The sequence below is a fragment of the Kluyvera intermedia genome, assembly GCF_021440345.1.
Lineage (GTDB): Bacteria > Pseudomonadota > Gammaproteobacteria > Enterobacterales > Enterobacteriaceae > Kluyvera > Kluyvera intermedia_A.
The window spans coordinates 33,409-55,830 of record NZ_JAKCNS010000030.1 but is presented as its reverse complement, the minus strand read 5'-3'; the positions used below and the strand labels follow the sequence as shown (position 1 = coordinate 55,830).

Sequence of the window (22,422 nt, the reverse complement as noted above, 5' to 3'; positions counted from 1 at the left end):
GAACTTGTTCGCACCTTCCCCAGCACCAGCACATGCATTCTGCGCTTGATGTGTTCAAAACCTGGCTACTGAATGAACTCAATCTGGGTAAAATTCGTTGATCATGTTCACATTAATCGGGGCTCTGAATTCAAAGTAACTTTATTACTAAGCATTATTTTGTGAAGGCTCTCACTTTTGCTCGCGGCTCCGAAACTTTGCTGGGTTGAGATTTTAAGGTGTATCACGGCGGCTCATACTCTCAATAAATCCCTGTTAGTAAATGCTGCTATTATAACTCATTCATTGCCTGAGCCAGCAGTCGCGCAGCTGCCTCAAGCGCAGAGGATTGAAAAAATCTTCAGATATATATCATCACTCTGAACATACGCAATTAACGGCGGAATCTCACGATTCTACCGTTTTTTATTATTTTTCAGAGGAGTAGTGATGAATAATTCTGAAGGTTTGAAGTCGTTTCAGCAATCGCTTGCTGATCTGCCGCAATGGGTATCAGAGCGGCTTCTGCAGCAAATTAACCAGTTAACTAACTACGAGCCAGTGATCGGCATTATGGGTAAAACCGGTGTTGGGAAGAGCAGTCTGTGCAATGCCCTGTTTGCCGGAGATATATCACCGGTCAGCGATGTGGCGGCCTGTACACGTGAGCCACTGCGCTTTCGCCTGCAAGTCGGCGACCGCTATATAACGCTGATGGATCTGCCCGGCGTGGGCGAAAGTGGCGCTCGCGATACCGAGTATGCTGCGCTGTACCGCGAACAGCTTCCTCGCCTCGACCTGGTACTGTGGCTGATTAAGGCCGATGACCGGGCGCTGACGGTGGATGAACATTTTTATCATCAGGTGATTGGAGAGGTATACCGGCATAAGGTGCTGTTTGTTATCAGCCAGTCGGATAAGGCCGAACCTACCAGCGGTGGGGGACAGTTGTCCACGGCGCAGAAGCAGAATATCAGCCGCAAAATCTGCCTGCTGCATGAGCTGTTCCAGCCCGTCCATCCGGTGTGTGCTGTGTCGGTCCGTCTACAATGGGGGCTTAAGGTGATGGCCGAGCGGATGATTAAGTGCCTGCCACGTGAGGCCACCAGCCCGGTGGTGTCGCAACTCCATCCTTCCTTTCGCACGACGGTAGTCCAGGAACAGGCTCGTAGCGATTTTGGTGAAACCGTCGGGGCCGTACTCGATAGCATCAGTGCCTTTCCCCTGATACCCGCCCCGGTGCGGGCCGTCATTCAGGCCGTGCGCACCACGGTGGTGTCAGTGGCCCGCGCCGTCTGGGATTTCTTCTTCTGAGTATTTAACCCATCCCTGTTACTTCCCTGCCCCTGTCGCCGATGCGACGGGGATCCCTTTTATTTGTTTTCCCGTTATGAGGAGTCTGCTTATGACCCGTCTGGCTTCGCGCTTTGGCGCAGCAAACCTTATCCGTCGCGACCGTCCGTTAACCCGTGAAGAGCTGTTTCGCGTAGTGCCCAGTGTATTCAGTGAGGACAAACACGAGTCCCGTAGTGAGCGTTATACCTATATACCCACCATCTCCCTGCTCGACAGCCTACAGCGAGAAGGCTTCCAGCCATTCTTTGCCTGTCAGACCCGCGTGCGTGACCCGGGTCGTCGTGAACATACAAAGCATATGCTGCGTCTGCGGCGGGAAGGGCAGATCACCGGTATACAGGTGCCGGAAATTATTCTACTCAACTCTCACGATGGAACCAGTTCGTATCAGATGTTGCCGGGACTATTTCGTGCGGTTTGTCAGAACGGGCTCGTCTGCGGTGAGTCGTTTGGCGAGGTGCGGGTGCCACACAAGGGGGACGTGGTGAGTCAGGTGATTGAAGGCGCGTATGAGGTGCTGGGGATTTTTGACCGGGTGGAGGAGAAACGGGATGCCATGCAGTCGTTGCTGTTGCCACCCCCGGCACAGCAGGCACTGGCAAAAGCCGCCCTCACATACCGCTTTGGTGAAGACCACCAGCCGGTGACTGAATCGCAGCTCCTCTCCCCTCGCCGCTGGCAGGATGAGAGCAATGACCTGTGGACCACGTACCAGCGTATTCAGGAGAACCTGATTAAGGGCGGGCTCAGTGGCCGTAATGCCAAAGGAGGACGGTCACATACCCGTGCCGTTCGCGGTATCGACGGGGACGTGAAACTTAACCGGGCACTGTGGGTGATGGCGGAAGCCCTGCTCACGCAACTGCAGTGACCGTTTAATGTTGCTGCTTTGTTAATATCGGACACCACCTGTCCGCATCGCACCGTGCTGACGGTCCTCACTCACCGAGGGAAGGCCTGTAACCCCCGCTGCCTCTGGCTTTTGCAGAAATGAAAAATAGTTTCTGTGGTGTCCATACCCTGTCCGACCCCCTCTTTAAAGTAATCACATCATTTTCAGTCAGTTAACTTTCACGGAGAACGTCTCATGACACAGGCAGAACGCCGCCATGACCGGCTGGCTGTCAGGCTGTCACTGATAATCAGCCGTCTGGTGGCAGGGGAAACGCTGAGTGTGCGTAAGCTTGCCGCTGAGTTTGGTGTGTCGGTGCGCACGCTGCGGCGTGATTTTCGTGAGCGGCTGATGTATCTGGACCTGGAGTATCAGTCCGGATATTGCCGCTTACGCACTGCGGGCAGTGAGACGCAGATGGTGCCCGACGTGCTTATCTTTGCCCACCGCAGCGGGATGGCCGGTCTTTTCCCTGGCTTTGACCGTCGTCTGGTAAACGCACTGCTGATGTGCGATGAGTCTCCCTGCGTAATCGCACCCGCCAGTCCGGCTCCTTCGCCATCAGGCGCATTGTCTTTCTGGCGACTGATTCAGGCCATTACCGGGCGCAGGCGGGTGACTCTGATTGCCGAGGGGCAGCGCTGTGAGCGGCTGGCTCCCTGCCGGTTACTTATCCACCAGCAGGCCTGGTATCTGGCGGCAGAGCACGACGGACATATCGCCGTATTCTCCCTGGATGAAATCCATCTGGTTCAGCCCCTGCAGGAGACTTTCCGGCGTAACGACAGTCTGTGTCGTCTTGTTGAAGACCCGGGCTTTATTCAGTCCTTACCCCATTTTCGCTTTATCCAGCAGTCACTGCTTACGTTTGTTCCGGCCGACAGCCCACCAGAATAGCGTAAGCGTTGTTATCAACCCGGCAACAGGGAGGAGCCCTATGCCCGTTATTGCCATTATCGCCATTGTTGTCATCGTCATCATTCTGAACAAAACCGGGGTGTCCGAGAGCCTCACGGCCCTGACCCTTGCCACTGTTGCCGCACTGCTGACGGGCGGAGGGGCAGCAGGTGCCGCCAGTGTCGCGCTGACACCGTTCGTCGGCGTGCCGGTGGGTATTTTCGTGGGCATTTATGTCTTTGCCAAAGTGGTTCGTCTGATTTCAGGAAAAAAATAATGAAACGTAAAACACTGCCTCTGCTGGCGCTGGTTGCCACCACTCTGTTTCTCAGCGCATGCGATGACAGAAGTGATGACCTGAAGGCCATCAGTAAATTTAAGGACCTCACCCCACCGCGTTTCAGTGATGTGGTCAGCCACCAGGATGATGTCAGCGAAGAATGGTCACAGGTTGACTACTTATCCGGTCCCACCTCGCAGGTTTTACGTACCCGCCAGTCGCCCGATGGCTGCGAGGGTGGCAGTTACTACTACCTCGTGGATATGCAGGAAAAAACCGTCCAGCCACTGATGAATGCGCTGTGTATTGCCGATAACATCAAACTGGAATACCAGGAGGTGACGGACCCGTATACCAAAGAAAAATACTTTGAGTACGCCCATGACGGCAAACTGATGGGGCGACTGCTGATACCCTCAAACCCTGAGAACCAGTAATAAAACAACGACAAAGGAGACAAGAATGACAATACTTTCACTAAGTCGGTTTATGCTGGCGGGTGTACTGCTCGCGAGCTTTAATGCCTCTGCTATCCCGGGGTTCTGGCAGCAGGGTTACGGTCAGGGCAATACGGAATACAGCGTGACCGAAGCCAGCGGGAAGACGTTTACCATCAACTGCACAGGGAACCCGGACCAGAATGGTTTCTATCAGCATTCAGTCTTTCTTACCCTTGCCGATGACAAGATGGTCAGTTCGCACGATGACGACACTACTATCACCGTAGTGATGGATCACCAGCAGTACATTATTCCGTCCAGCCTGGGCTGGCGTAACGGCGATAACGCCTGGTTTGACTTCATCAGCAATATCTCTGAGGCCGGGCAGTTCGACGTCTACGTCAATGACCACAAAGCAGGGACCTTCACTGCGGACCGGAAGAACGCTGAGAAAGTTCTGTCCACTCTCGGAGACTGCAGCAACGACTGATAGTAGTATCTTCCCCAGCAAATCCACCCCGACAGCTAGCAGGCTGCCGGGGTTTTCTTTTATCAGGAGCCCGAAAATGTCCCAATCCGTGTTGCTGCCACCGGGGCCTTTCACCCGGAGACAAGCGCAAGCGGTCACTACCACGTACAGCAATATCACACTCGAAGACGACCAGGGCAGTCACTTCCGTCTGGTGGTTCGTGATACTGAAGGCCGGATGGTCTGGCGGGCATGGAACTTTGAGCCGGATGCCGGTGAAGGTCTTAACCGCTATATCCGCACCTCAGGCATCCGTACAGACACGGCCACCCGCTGATCGCGAAGCATTTACCCGCATTCACCTCCCCGAACACACTTTATATCCCCATACGCCAGCCATCGCCGCTGGCGTTTTTATTGACGGAGACATACCCATGACAACACAGACGCAGCACGACCTCGCACCCGCTAACCAACCCGAATTTGAACTGACCGTCACGCCGGTCCCCGATGAACAGCGTATCGATTTCTGGCCACAGTACTTTGGCGCTATCCCGCAGTGGCTACTCCTGGAGCCGCATATCTTCGCCTGGATGGACCGCTTCTGTGAGGGCTACAGCGGTGGTATCTGGTCGTTCTACACCCTCAGCAATGGCGGCGCATTTATGTCCCCCGATCCTGACAACGATGAGACATGGCGTCTGTTTAACTGCCTGAACGGTAACGATGCCCAAATGAGTGCAGAAGCAGCAGGTATTGCTGTCTGCCTGATTGCGTATAGCCACCATGCCTGCCGTACAGAATGTGACGCGATGACCGCACACTATTACCGCCTGCGGGAGTATGCCATGCAACATCCAGAGGCTCACGCCATTCTGCGTATTATCGACTGACCGAAGGAGCAACAGATGAAACAGCTTTCCTTTTTACCCGGCGAGATGACGCCACAGGACCGGCGTCTCATTCAGCGGGCGCTCAGGGCTCTGGACCGCCACCTGCATGAGCCCGGCGTAGCCTTCACCTCTACCCACGCCGTACGTGAATGGCTGCGACTGCATATGGCCGCGCTTGAGCGGGAAGAGTTCCGGGTGTTGTATCTGGACAACCAGAATCAGTTGATTGCCCATGAAACGCTCTTCACCGGCACGATTAACCGCACCGAGGTGCATCCCCGGGAGGTGGTCAAACGTGCTCTGCACTTCAACGCGGCGGCGGTGATACTCGCGCATAACCATCCTTCCGGCGAGACGACACCTAGCCAGGCCGACAAAACCCTCACGCAGCGACTGGTTCAGGTGCTTCAGCTGGTGGATATCCGTGTCCCTGACCATCTGATTGTCGGTGGCAGGCAAATCTATTCGTTCGCAGAACACGGTCTGCTTTGAGGTATTACATGAAAATTATCAGTAAACGCAGGGCAATGACGATATACCGCCAGCATCCTGAGTCCCGAATCTTTCGCTACTGCACCGGCAAATACCAGTGGCACGGTAGCGTCTGTCATTACACCGGCAGGGACGTTCCGGATATCGCCGGAGTCCTCGCGGTATACGCCGAACGCCGCCAGGACCGCAATGGGCCCTATACCTGCCTGATGAGCATCACCCTGAACTGACAATAGTGGAGAACTGTAATGAGCAACCCTACCAGGGGCCTGCAGCGGGAGATTACACTGCGCCTGGGAGCCCGTCTGGTGCAGGAAGGCAACCGACTGCATTATCTGGCTGACCGGGCCAGCATCACCGGCAAGTTCAGTGACATCGAATGCCGGAAGCTGGATGAAACATTCCCGCACTTTATCCGCCAGATGGAATCGATGCTGACCACCGGTGAACTCAGCCCCCACCATGCCCACTGCGTTACCCTGTACCACAACGATTTAACCTGCGAAGCCGACACCCTTGGCAGTTGCGGCTACGTATACATCGCCATTTACCCCACTCAGCGTTAATTACCTACACGAGAGCAAACATGAAAACTTTACCTGCAACAACTCAGCGGGCGGTGAAGCCCTGCCTGTCACCCGTGGCTGTCTGGCAAATGTTACTGACACGTCTGCTGGAACAGCACTATGGTCTGACAATAAACGACACGCCATTCTGCAATGAGGCTGTGATTAAGGAACACATCGATGCCAGTATCACCCTAGCCGATGCCGTGAATTTTCTGGTAGAAAAATACGAGCTGGTTCGTATCGACAGGAAGGGATTTAGCTGGCAGGAACAATCTCCTTATCTCCGGGCTGCAGACATTCTGCGAGCGCGGCAGGCAACTGGCTTGTTGCGGCAAAGCCGTAACAACGTAGTACGATGAACATTGCGTACAACCTTCCCGATTTACATTTCTGAACTTCCTCCCTTGTTTACCTATTGCGTAATGCGCCTGCTACTACCCGGCAGGCGCGTTATCTTTTTACGGACAAACAATCATGCAACCAGAAGTTGAAGTATTAACCGATCATAATGAGCTAATTTGTTCGAGCTTTATTGAACACATTGCCAACACATTAAATTTAGGAGTGGTGTACAACTAAACCTGCAGCCAAGGATGTATAGTGAGCGAAGCCCTATCAGGCCTTTTTGGTCAGTAGATAAGATTGATCTTCGTTGATAGAATTTACTTACACCAGCTGTTACATTAAGATAATTTTTTGGTGGGAGAATGATAAGATCTTACGTAACAATTTGATTTTAATGGTGCGATAATAGGAACAGTACACAAAGGTTATGACCATTGTTTTTGTTGGATTTTTTATTGTTCAGTTTTTATAGATACCCCCAAAAGTACCCCCATATCTTTTTCCGCCCCTGAAATTTGGTTATTATTCATACAGCACATCAGGCAGTAACGCTCTCCCTTCAACCCGCTTATTGTATGATAGTGCTATCCCACAATAAGGAATCAGCCAGCCATGAGAATGACCAGCCGCAAAAAAGAGATACTCAGCTATTTTGAACCGGATAACCTCGAATGGGTGACAGGTGAAATTGGTACGCCGCCGTTCGATGTGTCGGGCGTGACCTACCTGCTTCATGGCATGGTGTCGTTCGATAAGCGCCACCAGCTCGAATCAACCCGACGCACACTAGAAAGCATGGTTGCTGGTGGACTGCTGGAACGTGTGATTGTGTATGAATCGCGTCAGGCAAAGCGTGGCGGTGAAACCAGCGCTACGGTCGTGCGCTACGGTTTACCGGGACAGTGTGCCGTTGTGCGAGATAGTGGCGGCGCTGATAACGCAATATCAGGCGAATACATGCGGGTCAGTTAAGAGCCTGCAATCTGTCGTTGATGCGGCTCAGGTCGTAAACCCGGCGTTCAATATCCAGCATAAGGAAATTGCGTATCTCGGCCTGTTCAGGATTATCAGATTCTCTGGCCTGTAAGAGCAATTCATTGTAACCATGCAATCCCCCCGAATTTTCCGCCGGGGTAGTCCCCCTCCCACGCAAACAGCTAACAGGCTGGATGCTGGTATCATGTGTTTGCTTCTCCAGCACAATAAGGCAATCCCACCAGTCGCCAAAGTCATACGTGTAAACCAGCTTGTCACCCTCATTCTGGATCGCCGCCCATAGTGGCGTGATTGCCGCATTATCCATGCTTTCACCCTCACCCCATACGCGATACTCGCTACCTAGATCACCTTTACGGCCTTTCTCGAACATATACAGGTGTTCGTCATTCCAGCCAAAAGCCAACTGGATCACCGCGTGAAGTTCACTAAAGGGGATTTGCTCTGGAACCAGCACACGCCGCCATATAGGTGGCTTGCTGTCTCGGATGGTTATCTTTAGCTGGTACATGCAAATCCTGAATAAATGCGAATCGGAAGGATAACGATACTGACGTACTCACAATTCTGTAAAGGTGAATAAAGGAAATTTGCTTAATACGCATAAGTTACATGTGGAATAATCCCATATCTACCTGCGCGGCGCTGGCTTCTTCCACTGGTAGGCAGGTGCTCGCATCATTTCGCGGAACCTGTCGCGCCGGGCTATATCGGCATTAACTGAGCGTTCTATCTCCCGTTGATCTGCCTGTGTAAGCTGGTGGCCTCCGTGCTCAAGTTTGGCGATGGTCAATAAAGCTATTTCGCGTGGTGTCATACGTCATACCCTCTGGAAGGATGAAACACGCCCGGATTAAATTTCATTTTTCGCGGGTATAAAAAAACGATGGGGCGGGCAGTCCTTAAGGCTCAGGGTTGCAGAGATTTGGCCTCCCCCTCCCGGTGATAGTTTATTGCTTGATGTGGACGGCTTGCTATATTGGCGGCGAATGCAAATTGTCGCAGAAGTCTATCCCGTTCCTTGACGCCCCGTGCGGGCGTTTTGCTTTTACAAAGTCAGGCCAATGCCTCTCGCTGCTTTCCCCGTCTTACGCTCAATCACGCCCGTGATTCTATCTACTACCGGACTGAATGCCTGCCAGTAAGCCATCTCCATTGCTGACAACTCTGCCCGCTTCCTGTCAAACGTAGCCCAGCGCATCCCCTTTGGCTTCGGGAACATGCGAATGTCATTAAACAGATTATTGGTAAGGTCATTGTTGCCCCATATCGCGTGTCGCTGCTGGCGTATCTTCATGCACATCCTGTCCAGTCTGTCGGCACTCTGGCTTTTATAGTGAAGTTTCCAACACGCCCGGCAGCCAATGTCTTTCTTGCCGATATACAGCTTTGCAGCCCGCTTCATACAGTGGGGACAAACGTACCATTCCCGCACGCCATACCCGGCCTGCGTGGTTGTAGTGCGAATCGCCCGCGTCACGCCGTTGATTGTCATGGCGTAGCTGTCGGCTTGCCGGAAGGCATACAACGTTCCGCTTTCGGTCTGGGTATAAAGCTGCGTCCCCGGTTCGGCGTCCGCCAGCCTGCTACGCATGTTCGCAAGGAATGGCAACCCTATACGGGGCAGGTCGGTGGTATAGCTGCGCGTTCTGTCTCTCACTGGCTGGCCTCCTGCGAATTACTGCGCATTAACTGCGAATTACTGCGCATTAACTGCGAACGGTGCGCAAATTGAATACGAAATAATATGCGTATTTGACTGCGAATTGTGCACTACTTTGCGCACTGTATATCTATAAATCCAGTAATGGAGCGGGTTTCAGGATTGTTTGCGCATTGGTATCCGTTTCGTTTTCCGTGGTTACTTTGGAAACTGCGCAATTCGCAATATTCATCCGGCGGTACGCACGCTGAATGCGCAGTTTTGCCGCGTACCTGACTGCGTACTGCGAACCAGTGGCGCGAACCTGAATATTTTGGACTGCCTAAATCGAATATGGCTTCCAGCCCGCGACTGGCGCGGGTTTAGCGCTACGAGGGTTTAAAATCCGTCCAGGACAGTCCAGAATTTACAGCCGTTTTAGTGCGAACATTACTGCGAACAGTCGCCCCCGATGGTGGCCTGTCGTTGCTTCTTGCCGCCATTTAACCGGAAGGCGTTACCGTTCGGTTGCGCTATCCCCATGCGGTGTTGCGTTTCGGTAACAGCTTTATGCAGATCGCCAAAGTCCTCAACCTTCACGGGCGGGCGCTTCACGTTCTCCAGACACGTTTCACGGCGGCGCTTTATCCATTCCCGATCATCGTCCTCGGTGCATAACAGCATGACTTCCATCCATCGCGCGGCGGCGCGTCGGTACAGCCCTTTTGCTTCCAGATCCTCGGCTTTACTGTCGTTTACCATGTGTATCCCCCTCAGAATGGATCTTCATCATCAAACGGCGGGCGCTGGTCAAAATCATCAGGGGTGTTATATAACTCCCATCCCGGCGCGGATTGTGTTGCGTGGCCTCTGCTGGCTCCGCTTGCTTTGACTGATTCGGCCCGCTTCCCGCCGGGGCGTACCGTTCTGGCGCTGATCACACTGTCGGCTACTACCTGATAACCTTGCTGTGTACCGCCATCCTTGCCCGTCCACTGATTGATCTGCATCGCTCCGGCAACACTGACTAAATCGCCTTTAACGTGTCCTGCCAGTGCGTCGGCCTGTTTGCCGAATGCCACCACGCCCAGCCAGAAAGTAACCTCTCCGCCCTCTGCTGCATGGCATGGCAGTGCCACCGCTAAACGCCCCATTGCCATGCTTGTACCGTTTGCTGTGGTGCGGGTCTGCGGGTCTGCGACTAAACGCCCGTAGGCTGATATCTGTGCTGTCATTTTGCGAATACCTCGAATTATTAGTTTTTCTAATGAAGATTACCCGGCTCCGTCTTATTGTTGGACACCTTCGTTTTAAGCTACCCCCCCCATAGAATCTTTTTGGGGGTGTAATATCCCTACCAATCCCTACTAACTGGCTCAGGCCACGAATGGCAAGGCTTTCAGACTGGTAGGCATTCAATTTTGTTGCCCTACATAACCCTACTTATCCCTACTAAATCACTTCAACGGCATTTTACTGCCTGTTTTATTTGGTAGGGATAAGTAGGGATAAGTAGGGATAAAAATATATATCCCTACCTAGTTTAAATCCTTGCTACGTCTGGCCTCGTCTCGTTTTTAGTAGGGCAGTAGGGATAAGTGCTGCCGTAAAAGTTTCAATCATCACTCTGCCCGCTCTCCACACCGTAAGCACGGGGGATGAACTCCTCAGCCATCTCGTTATAGCCCACGTTGGTTTGCGCTCTGCCGTTAATGCTTCGCGTCAGGTAGCTGGCTCGGTACTCTTTTGCTGCTGATTTTATGGCGCGTGAAAACTTATTGACGGAAAGCGGTTTACCCAGCCCGTGATACTCCATAAACGCCAGGTAAAGATGATAAAGATACGCCCTCGGCTCTGGCTGGCCTGCCCATGTACCTCCGCCCATCATCATGCCTTTGGGTTCGTTCATGAAAAAAAGTGCCGCACACATATCGATAACCGGATCTGTGCCGCGTTTAACGTCTAGCGCCTCCTGAGAATCGCGCTGCTCAAGTAATAGTGCTTTTGCTTTGTTCTGGTCGGCAAAGGTGGTTAGCAGGTGGCGGATAATCACCGGGATTTCTCGCCTGATTTTTGCGGTTAAATCCGGGTCTTTGTCTGCGTCTGATACCGGGTTATTAAACGGGAATATCACGCGGCGGCGGGCAATGCCCCCGTTTCGCTCCGTGAATGTCATCGGCTCGTTATTGGTTGCCATAACAACGGCATTTAGCACGGTTGTGAACTGCTTTTCATATTTCCCATCAATCTCTACCGGATCGCCGCCCGTAATGGCCTTAATCCCCGCACCCTCTCCAACATAGCGGGTCTGGTCAGGCATGATAATGAGACTTTTGCCCACGAACTGCGCCCTTCCTCGAGCGGTGTCCAACGTCATCATGCTACCGCTGGCGGTGTTGTGTTCACCTGCCAGCGTGGTTGCTATGCTGCTGAATACGGATTTCCCACTGCCGCCCTCGCCAGTTACCTCAATGAATAGCTGCCAGTCGTGACGCTTCGCCAGCACCATAAACAAGGCTGCTTTGATACGCTCGGCCTTATGATGGTCGCCAGCCGTTGCATGATTCAGCCAACGGGTAAAATCGGGGGCGCTGGTGGAAATATTCTCCCCCGGCGCTGGCGGGGTGTAGGTGATCCCATTGTGGTTCATCAGCCAGTTACCAGGCGAATGGGCGGAAAACGTCTGTGCGGCGAGGTCATAAACGCCGTTATCAAAACCAATCAGATCCCCGCTCCGCTCACCAATTACCGGGATTTGCAGTTTCATGGTTGCGACAACCGATTTAATCCCCTTTTCGGTGTAGTGGGCTTCGTGCTCGTCGAAAATTGCCACCATAACCCTTTCTAATTCGCTGTCTGGTAGCTTCACCCATACGCCAGATTCGTAGCAGTAAACAGCGCCACTATCAGGGTTAACCGCCAACATATCCCAGCGAGATGAAAGCAACCGCGCTTTCTGGCTGGCTGCCATTTGTGCAATATCTCCGGCATCGGCTTTACGGCGGGATTTACCGCCCTCAATGGCCTGTAGTTGTGGTTTCACGGCATCCCCCTGAATCTGGTACATCGAATCGTTAAAAGCGGCTGTAGCGGCTTCCAGCCCGTTTTGCTGGCGGTAGTCGTCCCAGTCGGCTTTATGGTCTGTCGGCGGCAGCGCCACCCAGCCAGCCACGGATAAAGCTGCTTTCTCTGCGGCCTCCTTCCCGATGTTGGTGGCTCCGGTTTCGGAGGCTGCTGTAAGGTGGTCGTTATCTGCGGCGATAATAATTTGCGACTGCGGGTATTTCCGGCGCATTACTCCGGCAACGTGGATCAGGTTCCCGGCGTCAATTGCCGCCACTGTGAGCGCCTCCGGGCGCATCAGGTGAACAGACAGAGCGGTAGCCAGCCCCTCGGCAATTAATACGCTCTGCGGCTGTTCTGGTGCGTTTACGGCGTGATATGCCCCGCGCTTCGCTGAACCTGTCAGAAGTCGCTTCTCTCCCTGCGGTGTAATGGTCTGCGCTGCTGCCACTGCGCCGGATTCGTCCACCAGCTCCAGCAATAACGAACCATCCGGCATAACCGGATAGTTAAACCCGGTCAGCCCTTTTGATTGCAGGTACTCAGATTCGCCCCGTGTGACGCTCTGGCGCATTCCGGCATACAGACGGGCAAACGTAGCCCTTCGCTGCTCTGCGTCCTCTGCTGCCTGTTTCTGGCGCTCAGACTCCATTTGCTCCCGCCTCTGGCTGGCTGCTGTCGGGTCGGTTTCCGCTGCCCGGTAATCAATACCCAGCACATCAGCGGCAAGGTGCGCCGCCTCCGTGGTGTCGCAGTTGTTAACCCGCTTGATTAAATCCAGCCCGTCGCCCGCGCCGCACTGGTTGCAGATAAAGCTGCCGCGCCCGTTGTCGTCGAACCGGAAGCGATCCGTACCGCCACATGCAGGGCAGGGGGCATGGCGGCGTGATGAATCAGGCACGTCGATTGACAGGCCAGCCAGCACATAAGGCCAGTTACCAGCGGCGGCGGTGGTCACTTCGCGGATAAGGTCGATATTACGCATTGTGTCGCTCCCTCAGTGCGCCGCTGGCATTTCAGGCCAGCCGTTTTCATTCAGATCAGCAATGAAGTGATCGTGTAGCTCTGCCAGCGTTTCACGCCCGAACGGGGTTAACTCTCCGCGCTCCGCATCCAGCATGGCGCGGTAGAACACAATGGCGTTTTCCGTACCCTGTTCGACGCCGTATCGCTCAATCATTGCGCCCTCGATGTTGTTCGCCATCGCCAGCCGTTCAGCAAACGGGTAAATCACCATGCCCGCATTACCATTGGAGTAAATCGCCACCTGCGATGTTGTGCCGTCAGCCTCCGTGACGGAGGTTGTGCCGTTTTCGCGCTTCATTTCAGAAACGAACTTCGCAGCAATCAGCCAGCGCCACATAGTGACGTTATGCTGCGCGGTAAAGTCGAACCAGCCACGCGCCCCGCCATCAGCAACGGCAAAATGAATGGCGTAGCCGATATCTGGCGTATCGTCGTACTCTCCCGCATCCAGACGGCTTACAGCGCTCTCATAGGTGATAATGGCTACATGCTCATACATCCCGGCATCATTGCGGGTCATGATGTTTACGCCGTGCGGTGTGGCTTCTGCGTGGAACAGGTCGGGATTATCCGTCTTTAAGGTCAATACGTTGCTCATTCCGCCACCTCTACGCCCTTGCTGATTTTTCGCTGCTGTACACAAATAATTGCCCCAACGCTCCAGCCGTTGCCGTGTGCTTCGTCTCTCATACACTGAACGGCAATATCGGGCGTCTCGGCCTCGCCGTACCATGTGACCGGGATCGACGCTCCCGCACCATCAAGACAGGTAGCGAAAGTTCGGAACTGTTTCATTTGTCCGCCTCCAGTCTCGCCTGACACTCTTCAGCTCTTGTCACGGAGTGAATCTCAAACAACCATGCATACAACTCGTCACGTTCCGCGCTCGCTGTTATTCCGGGCATAATCTCCGTCAGCACATGGCAAAGGCCTGCACGTACACGCAAAAGGCGGGCGCGTGAAACATTCTCTGGGGTGTGTGGTTCGGTGATTTCACCGCAACCCAGCGCGGCACGAATGCGGTTACTTACTGCTGTTGCTTCCTCAATCTGGTCAGGTAACTGGCTCATGCTGCCACCTCCAGACGGATACGACCGGCAAAGAAACAGACGTGATCCCGCGCCAGTGAACGGCGGGCTTCCTGCTCAGTCTCTGCGGCGATATGGTGAATTTTGGCGGTAATTGTCGGCATGTCGCGGCGAACGGCAGCGATTAACCAGATGAATTGCGGATTTTGGGTATGGGTAGTAGCCAGCATAGCGGCAGCCTCTGATTCATGGTTTTGAGAACCACCACCGGAAACGCCAATTTCGCTGGTGGTGAACTGTACAGGGTTGGCGTAACCGGGAATCAGAGAAACCGGCGCGGATTGCTCCGCCCCCATACAGTCCACCATTGAACAGGTGTAACTGCGCGGCACAAAAAAACACGCATGGCGCGTGTTGTGCGCTCTGATAATTACCGGGACGCCAATCCCGACACCAGATTTTGCTAGTGCGCTATAACCATAAACCGGGTTGGCGATAATCAGCAAGCCCTTTTTTATGGACTCGCAAAACTCACCTTCGCGCACGCGCGTACTTCTCCGAAAACTCCCGCCAGTAGAATGATTTCCCCCTCGCGTAGTGATGTCAGAAAAACCTTCCTTGCGTGCGCGTACTGGTGCAAAAAGTCCCGTGCGCGTACTGGTCTCGAAAGTCCATGTGGCGCGGTTGTCAGCGGTAGCAATCCATTCCACAACATCAGCCATTTGGGGAAGAATCCCCCCCGTTTCTGGCTTATAACGTTTGGGTTTTGCTGAGTCGTTAGCGTTAACATTTGCATACATCACGCGATCACCTCTACGGTAAGCCCGCCAGCGGTATAACCCTGCACACGTACACCATCTACACGGTGACGCTTCTTCGCCAGAAAGCGGATATGGTCGGCGTAGACGTGCTGCCATTTACCATCGAGCGCCACGCGTTTAAACCACGGATGCGGCTTTGTCATGGTCTGGACAACGGGCGCGGAAGCCTTGCGGGGCGCGGGTTCTGCTGTGCATACCCCCTTGTCATTGCCTGTTACTCGATACAGCCAGACACTCGCCAGCTTTCCGGTCAGTCTGCGGGTACGCACCGGAACATAACCCGCGTTACGCATTGCCTTACTGAAAACTGCGTCATTCAGGTAATACTGGCGGCGTAGCTCGGTAGATACAGAAACGGCAAAGGTGCGTTTCGTCGGGTACTCCTGCCACTGGTGAACCATCGACAACGGTAGCCCGTTCACGTCCGGCTCTTTGCTGCCAGCCACGGGAAAACCCTTACTCTGGACGGCGGTCATTGCTGTTGTCATTGCTTCACCTCCGAAAACTCTTTGATGAATCGTTCTACAGGCTGGGCGCACGGGAATTGATAACCGCTTCGGTAGAACGTCACGCGATTAAACTCGACGCGCTCAACGGTCACGGTAGCGCCGTGGCTGTCTTTGTAGACGTGTCCGGGTAATGGGGTAGAGTTACGCATGATTAGCCCCCAGCATCGGCGCTACGCTCATCAGGGCGGCGAATGTCTCCATGCGGCGGGATACCTCGCGCACTGCGTCTGTTGGTGACAATCCGTTTTGGATAGCTTCATCAAAGGCGGCTTGCTCAATCTTCTGCATTACAATCAGCGCGCCCAACTGTTGCTCTGTGGCGCTGCGGCGCTCGCCACCCATCAGGCCAGTGACACGGTTTTCAGCACGCGCCAGATTGATGTAATGGTGCTTTTCGGCTCCCAGCGCTTTCAGTCCCTCCCGGCTCTCGTGATAGCCCGGCAGATATTCACGGCGTACAGGGTCGACGGCGCGGCGTTTAGCAAATGCCTTTGTCACGTCCAGCTTAAAACGCTTCATGCGCTCAGGATCGCGCCCACGAACAATGCGGCACATATAATCAAACTGGTCGGCATTTATCAGCGCGAACCTTGCGACTGTCGCCCCGGTATCATGTGCGCACGTCTCCGTTTGAAACGGAAGCGTGCCCAGCTCGCGTAACTCTGTTTTGTGGGACTTAATAAGCGCATAAAGGTTTTTGTGCTTTATCCCCACGTGATCAGCAAACAGCCGGGAATCAATGCGTGGCTCATGGTTGCGTATGATTAAAATATCGGTCTGGCTGTTGTTGAGGTGTGGGGCGGCCTCCGAATTGAATCGGCTTTTTTCGATAGTCATGTTTTCGGCTCCGTTATGCGGCGTTAAATGCGTCCGGGTAGAGGTTCAGAATGTCGGCAATATCCTGCTGAGATAACCCGTGATGTTCATTAATGGCGGCGTTATGGTTCACAAGTTGGATCACCTTGAGAACGTCGCCACGGCAGGAAAAGCGGTAGCGCAGGTGTGCGCCGATACCATCCGGGTTTTTCTCGTCGATACGCTCTAGTTGAATATCAAGCTGGCGCTCCAGTTCAGACGCATAATTACGCCCGGATGAAAGACGGCAGTAGCGCAGAATATCATTTTCTGTCCATCCCTCTACGCCAGTGCGCAGCATATAGACGCGGGCGCGGTGTTTCTTTGGGGTACGCTTAGGTACTTGTACCGGGCTGGTGGTCGGCGTAATATCAGACGTGCGAATATCTGAGTTAGCCGCCTGCTGTACGGGGCGGTTTTTCTTTTCCATTACGCCACCTCGCCACGCGACTCAGCGATGCGCTGATTAATCCACTCGTCAATTTCACTTTCAATAAAAGCGATAGAGCGGGAACCAATTTTAATTGCTGCGGGAAAGCGTTTCTCGCTCATAAGACGGTATAACCACGCCTTACTATAGCCAGTACGCTTTTGTACCTCGGCAAATCTAATTAATGACTGAGACATATTTACCTCGTAACGTCCATTGCGGTTTACGAGATTAATGATGGCATGAAAAAAGCTAAAAAAATCATACCCTCAGGCATGAGGGATTTTTCTTAGTTATAAACCCTAAGGGCTAAGGGTAATCGGCGAATCTATTTGTAATCGTACCCTCAGGGTAAGCCAGGTGCTGCCATGAGGGTACGGATAAAATTTCATTTTCACCCTGAGGGTAAGCATCATGCAGCATAATCCCTGAGGGTGTTAATTGCTTAACGTTTAATTGGGCAGGCGACCATTTCGATTGCTTTGGCCTGGACATTCGAAAAACCCTTATCCTCCAGGTCTTTCACAATCGCTGTTTGGTTGCCTCTTGTTTGCCTATCATTCTCAGGATCGTACTTTGCCCATTCTTGGTTCCGAATTTTAATCGCAAGGTATAGAGGGTCATCTTCCCGATACCTGTTAATTAAAATAGGGCGTTCATTTTCGAGCTTTCTAACCTGCTTTTTAAGTGTGTCAATTTCCATTTTCAGGATCTCAACATCAGCTTCACTAAGTGGTTTTTGCTCAACACCATTCAGTGGTGTGGGCTTAACCTCCTCAAGAGGAGTTGAAAGGTCAATTCCAAGCTTATCCGCTAACTGCTTCAACTCGGAGCGCCTAAAGCCATAAGTATCAAATGCTGGTGCTGACCAATGGTCTTTCACCGGCTGTCCCCATCCCGCCATAACATTAACCTCCAGATCTAGAATGGAATATCATCATCGAAGTCCATAGGAGGCTCAGATGGCGGAGTCACCTCAGGCATATGCCCTTCCTCATGAATAACTTTCAGGAGAGTTACCAATTCTGAATCCTGGTATCCACCATCGGTTCCTTCAATCGTGCTTGCAATACCTTGCTTCACCCACTCAGGGAGCGCTCTATCACTATTTTCAATGTAAAGAAAACTTGCGATATCGGATTCACTGACATGTGGTTGCTGTAGTCTGATACGAGTAATCAATTCTCTTAAACTGATAAACTCATTTTCTCGTGCTTTGAGCACTTCAGCGATATCTAACATAACGCCACCTCGCGCCCTCTGATTTTGGGGGCTATGTCAGCCCGCAGAGGTGTACGGGTTTTCGGGGATCAGCCTAGACATAGCCTATTCTTTGTTCGTCTACTGAAGTCTACCCGCATCAGCTATCACTGTCTATTCATCCAGTCATGAGGATTTACCAAAACGCCCATGAACCACGTTTTCATGGTGTTCCAGCGCATCCATATAGTCGGCATACCATTGAAGCATTTCCCGGCGGCCATCGAGATATTGAGCGTGGTTGTATGTGCCTCGAATAGAGTTTTTATCGACGTGGGCGAGCTGCGTTTCAATCCATGCGGTGTTATAGCCCTGTTCGTGGAGAATGGTACTCATGGTGTGGCGGAAACCGTGGCCTGTTACTCTCCCGGCATACCCGATGCGTTTAAAAACCTGGTTAATGCTGGCTTCACTCATGGTTTTACGCGGATCATTACGCCCAGGGAATATATAGGGATAGCGGCCTGTCATTTCCCGGATACGCATGATTATGGCTTGCGCCTGTAATGACAATGGCACTATGTGTGGGCGGCGCATCTTCATTCGTTCCGCCGGAATCTCCCAAACAGCAGCATCAACGTCGATTTCCTGCCATGTAGCTCCTCGGAGTTCACCTGTTCTTAAACCAGTGATGATCAGCAAACGCGCGGCCAATACCACCAGCTCACTACCTGAGTAACGTGATAGCGCCTCAAAAAATGCGGGAAGCTCAGGCGCATTCAGGAAAGGATAGTGGCTGGATTCATGCCCCTGCATAGCGCTGGTGAGATCTGGCGCTGGATTGTATTCAGCCCGGCCAGTAACAATGGCATAGCGAAAAACTTCACCGCAGCGCTGCCTAACCTTCTTAGCCTTCTCCGTTGCCCCTCTCCCCTCCATTCGGCGAAGCACATTAAGCAATTCTAGCGGTTTGATTTCCGAGATCGGTTTTTTACCAATGTACGGAAAAACATCCTTATTGAATGCTTCCATAATGTCCGAGGCGTACCCCTCAGACCATTTATAGAGCTTGCTGGAATGCCATTCGCAGGCTATTTCCTGAAATGTATTCCTGACATTTAACTCTCGGGATATCTTTTCTTCCCGCTTTGCTTCGCTAGGGTCGATGCCCCCGGCGATCCCCCTTTTTGCCTCATCACGTTTAGCCCGCGCATCTGCGAGGGTAACGTCTGGATATACCCCCAGAGCCAGCAGCTTTTCTTTGCCTGCTACACGATACTTAAGCCGCCAGTATCGTGCACCATTTGGGTTAACCAGAAGATAAAGCCCACCACCATCAGCAAGTTTATAGGGTTTATCTTTTGGTTTAGCGGTATCAACCTGGCGGGCGTTGAGCTTCATTGGGGGTATCTCCACAAGACCTAACAGCACATACCCCCGAATGTACCCCCAGAAGCATGTAGATTTTGGGGTATGTCAGTAGACGTAAAAATACTATCAGGAGCGACACAATGCAGAGTATAAGGGGTTTGAGTGAACTTTAGTAGACGTTAGAAGATGTTTGAATGGTGCCGATAATAGGAGTCGAACCTACGACCTTCGCATTACGAATGCGCTGCTCTACCAACTGAGCTATATCGGCCCTGCAAGATGTATCCACGGACGTTAATCACGGGACAAAAGGTTAAGACTAACGGGGCGATGCGTCAATAGTCAGTTGAATCAACTGCCTGTTTTTGCATCGCCCGCTATCAATTACGCACGAATGGTATCTTCGCCGAAGCCAATCCACTTGTAGGTGGTCAGCGCTTCCAGCCCCATCGGGCCGCGCGCGTGCAGTTTCTGCGTGCTGACCGCCACTTCCGCGCCGAGGCCGAACTGACCGCCATCGGTGAAGCGGGTCGAGGCGTTGACGTACACCGCTGAGGAGTCCACTTCGTTGATGAAACGATTGGCGTTGCTCAGGGTGCGAGTCAGGATAGCATCAGAGTGCTGAGTGCCGTGAGCGCGGATATGAGCAATAGCATCATCCATATCGGCCACGATAACCACGTTGAGATCCAGTGACAGGAACTCGTTATCCAGCTCTTCAGGCTTCAGGGACACCAGTTTCGCCGGTCCATTCAGCTCGCGCATTACCGTTTCGTCACCGTGCAGCGTCACGCCGCTTGTCGCCATCTGCTGGCTTAATGCCGGCAGGAAACGTTCTGCAATGGATTGATTCACCAGCAGCGTTTCGACGGTGTTACAGGTGCTTGGACGCTGGGTTTTAGCATTCACAATGATCTTCAGCGCCGGCTCAATCTCGGCCGTATCATCCACATAGATATGGCAAACGCCGATACCGCCGGTGATCACCGGGATCGTCGACTGCTCGCGGCACAGTTTGTGCAAGCCCGCGCCGCCGCGAGGGATCAGCATGTCGATGTATTTATCCATGCGCAGCATTTCGCTGACCAGCGCACGATCCGGATTTTCAATCGCCTGCACCGTCGCTTCCGGCAGGCCGCACTCTTTTAACGCCCGTTGAATAACGCCAACCGTGGCGGCATTGGTACGATAGGTCTCTTTACCACCGCGCAGGATCGCAGCGTTGCCGGTTTTCAGGCACAACGCGGCCACATCAACGGTGACGTTCGGGCGCGCTTCGTAAATCACGCCAATAACGCCCAACGGCACGCGACGACGTTCGATGCGCAGCCCGCTGTCCAGTAATCCGCCGTCAATCACCTGCCCTACCGGATCGGCCAGCGTGCAGACCTGGCGGACGTCGTTGGCAATCGCCGTCAGACGCGCCGGAGTCAGCGCCAGGCGGTCAAGCATCGCTTCGCTCAGGCCGCCTTCGCGCGCCTGAGTCAGATCGTCGGTGTTAGCGCGCAGGATCTCATCGCTGTGAGATTCCAGATAATCAGCAATCGTTTCCAGAACCCGGTTTTTTTCACGGCTGGATAATAGCGCCAGTTTGTAAGAGGCTTGCTTCGCTGCAATGCCCATTTGTTCCAGCATGTTGTACTCCTTAACGGGTGATCATGTCGTCGCGATGAACGGCAACTGGGCCGTACTCATAGCCGAGGATGGCATCAATCTCTTGCGAGTGGTGCCCGGCAATCAGCCGCAGCGCGTCGCTGTTATAGCGGCTGACGCCATGCGCGATGTCCCGACCTTCAAGGTTACGAATACGGATCACTTCACCACGGGAGAAGTTACCTGTCACGTTTTTAATGCCTTTTGGAAGTAATGAACTCCCGCGTTCCAGAATCGCGCCAGTCGCACCGGCATCGACAATCAGCTCACCTGCTGGAGGTGCGCCGAAAATCCAGCGTTTACGGTTCTCAAGCGGCGTGTCCTGAGCGTGGAAGCGAGTCCCGACGGAGATATTCGCCATGACATCACCAATCACACCAGGCAAGCTGCCCGCGGCAATGATGGTGTCAATACCTGCCCGACAGGCCACGTCGGCGGCCTGCAGTTTGGTGCCCATACCGCCGGTGCCAAGGCCGGAGACGCTGTCGCCGGCGACGGCGCGCAGTTTGTCATCGATACCGTAGACATCTTTAATCAGTTCCGCGTCCGGGTTGCTGCGCGGATCGGCGGTAAACAGGCCCTGCTGGTCGGTGAGCAGCAGCAGCTTATCGGCACCGGCCAGAATGGCTGCCAGCGCGGAGAGGTTGTCGTTGTCGCCCACTTTGATTTCAGCCGTCGCCACCGCATCGTTCTCATTAATCACCGGAACAATGTTGTTATCAAGCAGCGCACGCATGGTGTCGCGGGCGTTGAGGAAACGCTCGCGATCTTCCATATCGGCACGGGTCAGCAGCATTTGGCCAACGTGAATACCGTAAATGGAGAACAGCTGTTCCCAGAGCTGAATTAAGCGGCTTTGACCAACGGCGGCCAACAGCTGTTTAGAAGCGATAGTCGCGGGCAGTTCGGGGTAGCCCAGATGCTCTCGCCCGGCGGCGATGGCGCCTGAGGTGACGATAACAATACGATGCCCAGCCGCATGGAGCTGAGCACACTGGCGAACCAGTTCCACAATGTGCGCGCGGTTCAGGCGGCGCGATCCGCCCGTTAAAACACTGGTGCCCAGTTTGACGACCAGCGTCTGACTATCACTCATGATTCTCTGCCGTTAAATAGGAAAAAATGATACCAAACTCACGTTGTAGCAGGAGTCTGGCCGCTTGCCAACTGCCAGCATTGAAAGCGAGGGTTTTGTTGCGCGGGATCAGGCAGCCTA

General features: G+C 53.4%; 34 protein-coding genes and 1 tRNA gene. 14 read left to right on the top strand and 21 right to left on the bottom strand.

The features are described 5' to 3' along the window. From LZ634_RS10100 to LZ634_RS10035, 14 genes are all read left to right on the top strand, one after another. Positions 1–101: hypothetical protein (locus tag LZ634_RS10100; RefSeq protein ID WP_234504587.1), on the top strand; the 101-nt coding region annotated here is incomplete at its 5' end. 328 nt (positions 102–429) lie between these two features. Next, entirely contained in the window at positions 430–1,293 is an 864-nt protein-coding gene (locus LZ634_RS10095; RefSeq protein WP_063927136.1) for a GTPase family protein, read from the top strand. Between the two features lie 91 nt (positions 1,294–1,384). Beyond that, positions 1,385–2,206, top strand: a complete 822-nt coding sequence (locus LZ634_RS10090; protein WP_234504575.1) for a DUF932 domain-containing protein — start codon at positions 1,385–1,387, stop codon at positions 2,204–2,206. Between the two features lie 216 nt (positions 2,207–2,422). Further along, on the top strand, positions 2,423–3,124 hold the full coding sequence (locus LZ634_RS10085; RefSeq protein WP_234504572.1) for a WYL domain-containing protein: 702 nt from the start codon (positions 2,423–2,425) through the stop codon (positions 3,122–3,124). A gap of 40 nt (positions 3,125–3,164) precedes the next feature. After that, positions 3,165–3,401 carry a protein YpjK gene (gene ypjK / locus LZ634_RS10080; protein ID WP_234504569.1) on the top strand — a complete coding sequence of 79 codons (237 nt, stop codon included), beginning with the start codon at positions 3,165–3,167 and terminating at the stop codon, positions 3,399–3,401. Continuing rightward, positions 3,401–3,841 carry a YfjS/YafY family lipoprotein gene (locus LZ634_RS10075; protein ID WP_234504565.1) on the top strand — a complete coding sequence of 147 codons (441 nt, stop codon included), beginning with the start codon at positions 3,401–3,403 and terminating at the stop codon, positions 3,839–3,841. Before ypjK ends, LZ634_RS10075 begins: the two co-directional genes overlap by 1 nt. A gap of 25 nt (positions 3,842–3,866) precedes the next feature. Continuing rightward, a complete protein-coding gene (gene ykfB, locus LZ634_RS10070) occupies positions 3,867–4,334 on the top strand; it encodes a protein YkfB (RefSeq protein WP_001547765.1) in 468 nt (155 codons plus the stop codon). 76 nt (positions 4,335–4,410) lie between these two features. Then, the gene (locus LZ634_RS10065; protein ID WP_063199992.1) at positions 4,411–4,650 is read left to right on the top strand and encodes a DUF905 domain-containing protein; all 240 of its coding nucleotides are present in this window, start codon (positions 4,411–4,413) and stop codon (positions 4,648–4,650) included. 97 nt (positions 4,651–4,747) lie between these two features. After that, positions 4,748–5,206, top strand: coding sequence for an antirestriction protein (locus LZ634_RS10060; RefSeq protein WP_053275267.1), 459 nt, complete (start codon positions 4,748–4,750; stop codon positions 5,204–5,206). A 15-nt stretch (positions 5,207–5,221) separates the two neighbouring features. Beyond that, positions 5,222–5,698 (top strand): JAB domain-containing protein, encoded by a 477-nt coding sequence (locus LZ634_RS10055; protein ID WP_000811693.1) that lies wholly within the window; start codon positions 5,222–5,224, stop codon positions 5,696–5,698. An 8-nt stretch (positions 5,699–5,706) separates the two neighbouring features. Next, positions 5,707–5,928, top strand: coding sequence for a DUF987 domain-containing protein (locus LZ634_RS10050; protein ID WP_000691994.1), 222 nt, complete (start codon positions 5,707–5,709; stop codon positions 5,926–5,928). An 18-nt stretch (positions 5,929–5,946) separates the two neighbouring features. Beyond that, complete coding sequence (gene yafW, locus LZ634_RS10045) at positions 5,947–6,264, top strand: type IV toxin-antitoxin system antitoxin YafW (protein WP_000070396.1); 318 nt, start codon at positions 5,947–5,949, stop codon at positions 6,262–6,264. A gap of 20 nt (positions 6,265–6,284) precedes the next feature. Further along, the gene (ykfI, locus tag LZ634_RS10040; RefSeq protein WP_234504564.1) at positions 6,285–6,626 is read left to right on the top strand and encodes a type IV toxin-antitoxin system toxin YkfI; all 342 of its coding nucleotides are present in this window, start codon (positions 6,285–6,287) and stop codon (positions 6,624–6,626) included. 598 nt (positions 6,627–7,224) lie between these two features. Beyond that, positions 7,225–7,584 (top strand): hypothetical protein, encoded by a 360-nt coding sequence (locus LZ634_RS10035; RefSeq protein ID WP_129939950.1) that lies wholly within the window; start codon positions 7,225–7,227, stop codon positions 7,582–7,584. Here the strand turns inward: LZ634_RS10035 and LZ634_RS10030 are convergent. The 21 genes from LZ634_RS10030 to proB all read right to left on the bottom strand — a co-directional run bounded on the left by LZ634_RS10030 (position 7,577) and on the right by proB (position 22,302). Then, on the bottom strand, positions 7,577–8,119 hold the full coding sequence (locus LZ634_RS10030) for a plasmid pRiA4b ORF-3 family protein (RefSeq protein ID WP_234504562.1): 543 nt from the start codon (positions 8,117–8,119) through the stop codon (positions 7,577–7,579). The two genes, LZ634_RS10035 and LZ634_RS10030, sit on opposite strands and share 8 nt — an antisense overlap. 120 nt (positions 8,120–8,239) lie before the next feature. After that, positions 8,240–8,425: a hypothetical protein gene (locus LZ634_RS10025; RefSeq protein ID WP_000188903.1), complete on the bottom strand. Its 186-nt coding sequence runs from the start codon at positions 8,423–8,425 to the stop codon at positions 8,240–8,242. Positions 8,426–8,656: 231 nt separating this feature from the next. Continuing rightward, a complete protein-coding gene (locus tag LZ634_RS10020) occupies positions 8,657–9,268 on the bottom strand; it encodes a hypothetical protein (protein WP_234504559.1) in 612 nt (203 codons plus the stop codon). Positions 9,269–9,700: 432 nt separating this feature from the next. Next, on the bottom strand, positions 9,701–10,012 hold the full coding sequence (locus tag LZ634_RS10015) for a PerC family transcriptional regulator (protein WP_033486983.1): 312 nt from the start codon (positions 10,010–10,012) through the stop codon (positions 9,701–9,703). An 11-nt stretch (positions 10,013–10,023) separates the two neighbouring features. Then, complete coding sequence (locus LZ634_RS10010; RefSeq protein WP_181238826.1) at positions 10,024–10,485, bottom strand: single-stranded DNA-binding protein; 462 nt, start codon at positions 10,483–10,485, stop codon at positions 10,024–10,026. 380 nt (positions 10,486–10,865) lie between these two features. Further along, on the bottom strand, positions 10,866–13,298 hold the full coding sequence (locus LZ634_RS10005; protein ID WP_234504558.1) for a primase-helicase zinc-binding domain-containing protein: 2,433 nt from the start codon (positions 13,296–13,298) through the stop codon (positions 10,866–10,868). Between the two features lie 12 nt (positions 13,299–13,310). After that, on the bottom strand, positions 13,311–13,937 hold the full coding sequence (locus LZ634_RS10000) for a hypothetical protein (protein ID WP_129939955.1): 627 nt from the start codon (positions 13,935–13,937) through the stop codon (positions 13,311–13,313). Further along, the gene (locus LZ634_RS09995) at positions 13,934–14,134 is read right to left on the bottom strand and encodes a hypothetical protein (RefSeq protein WP_106108011.1); all 201 of its coding nucleotides are present in this window, start codon (positions 14,132–14,134) and stop codon (positions 13,934–13,936) included. The genes LZ634_RS10000 and LZ634_RS09995 overlap by 4 nt, the downstream gene beginning before the upstream one ends. After that, positions 14,131–14,409, bottom strand: a complete 279-nt coding sequence (locus LZ634_RS09990; protein ID WP_106108012.1) for a hypothetical protein — start codon at positions 14,407–14,409, stop codon at positions 14,131–14,133. Before LZ634_RS09990 ends, LZ634_RS09995 begins: the two co-directional genes overlap by 4 nt. Next, a complete protein-coding gene (locus LZ634_RS09985) occupies positions 14,406–15,089 on the bottom strand; it encodes a host cell division inhibitor Icd-like protein (RefSeq protein ID WP_205715691.1) in 684 nt (227 codons plus the stop codon). The genes LZ634_RS09990 and LZ634_RS09985 overlap by 4 nt, the downstream gene beginning before the upstream one ends. A 77-nt stretch (positions 15,090–15,166) precedes the next feature. After that, a complete protein-coding gene (locus LZ634_RS09980) occupies positions 15,167–15,676 on the bottom strand; it encodes a hypothetical protein (RefSeq protein WP_129939957.1) in 510 nt (169 codons plus the stop codon). Then, positions 15,673–15,846, bottom strand: a complete 174-nt coding sequence (locus LZ634_RS09975) for a DUF4222 domain-containing protein (protein ID WP_023294790.1) — start codon at positions 15,844–15,846, stop codon at positions 15,673–15,675. The genes LZ634_RS09980 and LZ634_RS09975 overlap by 4 nt, the downstream gene beginning before the upstream one ends. Next, positions 15,839–16,534, bottom strand: a complete 696-nt coding sequence (locus tag LZ634_RS09970; RefSeq protein WP_129939958.1) for a hypothetical protein — start codon at positions 16,532–16,534, stop codon at positions 15,839–15,841. Before LZ634_RS09970 ends, LZ634_RS09975 begins: the two co-directional genes overlap by 8 nt. A gap of 13 nt (positions 16,535–16,547) precedes the next feature. Beyond that, the gene (locus LZ634_RS09965; RefSeq protein ID WP_033146207.1) at positions 16,548–16,982 is read right to left on the bottom strand and encodes a hypothetical protein; all 435 of its coding nucleotides are present in this window, start codon (positions 16,980–16,982) and stop codon (positions 16,548–16,550) included. Continuing rightward, on the bottom strand, positions 16,982–17,179 hold the full coding sequence (locus LZ634_RS09960) for a helix-turn-helix transcriptional regulator (RefSeq protein ID WP_048241341.1): 198 nt from the start codon (positions 17,177–17,179) through the stop codon (positions 16,982–16,984). The genes LZ634_RS09965 and LZ634_RS09960 overlap by 1 nt, the downstream gene beginning before the upstream one ends. 248 nt (positions 17,180–17,427) lie before the next feature. Then, positions 17,428–17,886 (bottom strand): hypothetical protein, encoded by a 459-nt coding sequence (locus LZ634_RS09955; protein WP_062856128.1) that lies wholly within the window; start codon positions 17,884–17,886, stop codon positions 17,428–17,430. 17 nt (positions 17,887–17,903) lie between these two features. After that, entirely contained in the window at positions 17,904–18,224 is a 321-nt protein-coding gene (locus LZ634_RS09950) for a hypothetical protein (RefSeq protein WP_062856127.1), read from the bottom strand. Between the two features lie 144 nt (positions 18,225–18,368). Beyond that, entirely contained in the window at positions 18,369–19,583 is a 1,215-nt protein-coding gene (locus LZ634_RS09945) for a tyrosine-type recombinase/integrase (RefSeq protein ID WP_062856126.1), read from the bottom strand. A 165-nt stretch (positions 19,584–19,748) separates the two neighbouring features. After that, a tRNA-Thr gene (locus tag LZ634_RS09940) sits at positions 19,749–19,824 on the bottom strand. 113 nt (positions 19,825–19,937) lie between these two features. Continuing rightward, a complete protein-coding gene (gene proA, locus LZ634_RS09935) occupies positions 19,938–21,188 on the bottom strand; it encodes a glutamate-5-semialdehyde dehydrogenase (protein ID WP_234504555.1) in 1,251 nt (416 codons plus the stop codon). A 10-nt stretch (positions 21,189–21,198) separates the two neighbouring features. Next, entirely contained in the window at positions 21,199–22,302 is a 1,104-nt protein-coding gene (gene proB, locus LZ634_RS09930) for a glutamate 5-kinase (protein WP_234504553.1), read from the bottom strand. Positions 22,303–22,422: the final 120 nt, after the last annotated feature.